Genomic DNA, 2,278 nt, shown 5'->3' with positions numbered 1-2,278 from the left:
TAATACACGAGATTATCAAGGGCTGCTGTAAAAAAGATGTTTCTAAGCTTAATCTGTTTAGGGACTGTAACCGGTGATGGGGAAAAGTTTAAAATCCCTTTTACATTGGCCTCCACAAGTAAGTTTGCGACCTTCTGCGCCTCTTGCGGAGGGACTGTGATAATCCCTATTTCTATATTTCTTGTCCTTACTGCTTCTTTTAATGTGTCTATATGAAGTATTTCTACAGGCTTTCCCATTCTCTCAGAGATACGTCCTATTACGCTTACAGGATCAATATCAAAGGCCGCTACGATCTTGTAATTTTGTTTTAAAAAATCTTTATATACGAGAAGGGCACTCCCCATATTCCCGATACCTACCACTGCAATCCTCCACACCCTGTTTATGCCAAGTATTTCCTTTATGTGGAATATAAGTTCTTTCACATTGTATCCCATGCCTCTTATGCCAAATTCACCAAAATATGCAAAATCCTTTCTTACCTGAGCTGCGTTGACATTACATATTGTTGCAATGAGGGCACTGGATGCTACCTTTTCATTCTTTGATTCAAGGTCTCCAATACACTTTAAGTAGTTTGATAATCTCCTTATCGTTGCCTCGGGAATTTTTGGATACTTAGCCATTTTTCCACCCTTAGTATTGTTTTTTTACTTTCTAACAATTTTTCACATGAATTGCAAGAGAAAAATTTAACAAGCCTGTATTAGCTCATGGCTCATAGCATGTCAATTACCAATAACCAAATCTCAATAACAAAATTCCAAAATTACAGACTTAGAATTGGTTCTCGATTATTGAAAATCTATCAATTGTAATGACCTGTTTGAGATATTTTGATCGCTGATGGGGGATGTTAAAACGTAAGTGCTTGAAATGTTAAAAGTCACTTCCTAATAATTTATATGGTTATTTTACAAAGGAGCGTAGAACAGACCTGATACATGATACACGATTCACGATAGAACCTATGGTTTAAAAACATCATGCATCGTACATCTCTCATCGTATATCCGTGGATTTCACGCTGATAGCTGATAGCTGAAAGCTAATAGCTGAAAATCCGGAAAATAAAGGAAACAGGGGGAAGGATGGGTTATGAAAAACTTATATTTCAAGACCCCATACTCCATAAGCGGCTAAAAAATATTTAGACTATGGTTAATATACTCTTGATTTGTGAACAAAAAGTTTATATATTGTGAACGATTAGTTTATATATCATGAACACAGAAAAGCTATTTTCAACAAAAGAAAGGGTTGCCATCCTTCAGCACGTCATTTTTTCCGAAACGGAATTTGGCGTCAATGAAGTGGCCAAGCGGCTTTTGCTGAGCAAGGGCCTTGTTTCAAAATATCTATACATCCTTGTAACAGAGAACATACTGGAAAGAAAGAATACAAAATTTATAGTCAGAAACACGAAAGAAGTCAAAAGCCTGAAAATCATATTCAACATACAAGACATTGATACAGATATCTTCAAACGCTACAAATTCGTAGAAGCGGCTGGTTTGTACGGAAGCTGTGCAAAAGGCATAAATACCAACTCATCTGATGCTGACCTGTGGAGCAAGATAAATAAAACGGATAATGATAAGCTTGCCAAATTGACATCAGAGCTGAGAAAAAACATAAAAAATGTGAAAATCCTGATACTGGATGACAATAAATTGGAGACATTGAAGAAAGAAGACCCTTTATTTTATCATTCTTTGTATTTTGGTTCCGTGACCGTGTATGGCGAAGAAAACGCAATATAGTATCAACAGACTGCTTGAGGAAGGACTGATCAGGAAGATTCCGCCATCGAAAGATAAGGCAGCAGAAAGCATCCGGACTGCCGAATCATGGCTCAAAGAAGCAAGCAATAACCTGAGCAGCAACGCCCTCAGGTCCTGTATTATATCAAGTTATCTCGCCATGTTTCATTCGGCACGAGGCATATTGTTTGCCGATGGTTTTAGAGAAAAATCCCAACCACATTCTTTGCGACTGAAGACGATGCAGAGAGCGCTCTGAAATCTGCCAAAGAATTTGTAAAGAGGATGAAAGAACTGGCGGAGAAGAAATAATAAACTCGATTTATTTTATGCTACTGTAACAAATGCCTACCATGCTCAAAATCCCGTAAGTCGTAAGTAGGAAGTGGTTTACGCTGATTGCTGATAGCTCATAGCTAAAAATCTTGACAACCTATTGAAATAGCAGGAAAATAAAGGGAACAGGGTGAGGGATGGGTTAATAAAAACTTATAATTCAAGACCTGACCCCA

3 protein-coding genes are annotated in these 2,278 nt (G+C 37.5%); 2 read left to right on the top strand and 1 reads right to left on the bottom strand.

Annotation, left to right across the window (positions count from 1 at the left end):
• The coding region (locus NTU69_12525) for a redox-sensing transcriptional repressor Rex (protein MCX5804331.1) at positions 1-629 on the bottom strand (629 nt) is incomplete at its 3' end.
• Positions 630-1,226: 597 nt separating this feature from the next.
• Here NTU69_12525 and NTU69_12520 point away from each other — a divergent pair.
• The gene (locus NTU69_12520) at positions 1,227-1,766 is read left to right on the top strand and encodes a DNA polymerase subunit beta (GenBank protein ID MCX5804330.1); all 540 of its coding nucleotides are present in this window, start codon (positions 1,227-1,229) and stop codon (positions 1,764-1,766) included.
• A complete protein-coding gene (locus NTU69_12515) occupies positions 1,744-2,025 on the top strand; it encodes a HEPN domain-containing protein (protein ID MCX5804329.1) in 282 nt (93 codons plus the stop codon). Before NTU69_12520 ends, NTU69_12515 begins: the two co-directional genes overlap by 23 nt.
• Positions 2,026-2,278 lie beyond the last annotated feature (253 nt).

This window comes from Pseudomonadota bacterium, from assembly GCA_026388215.1.
Taxonomy (GTDB): Bacteria; Desulfobacterota; Syntrophorhabdia; order Syntrophorhabdales; family Syntrophorhabdaceae; genus JAPLKF01.
Note: the sequence above shows the minus strand (reverse complement) of the source record. Positions and strands in the feature narration are given on the sequence as shown.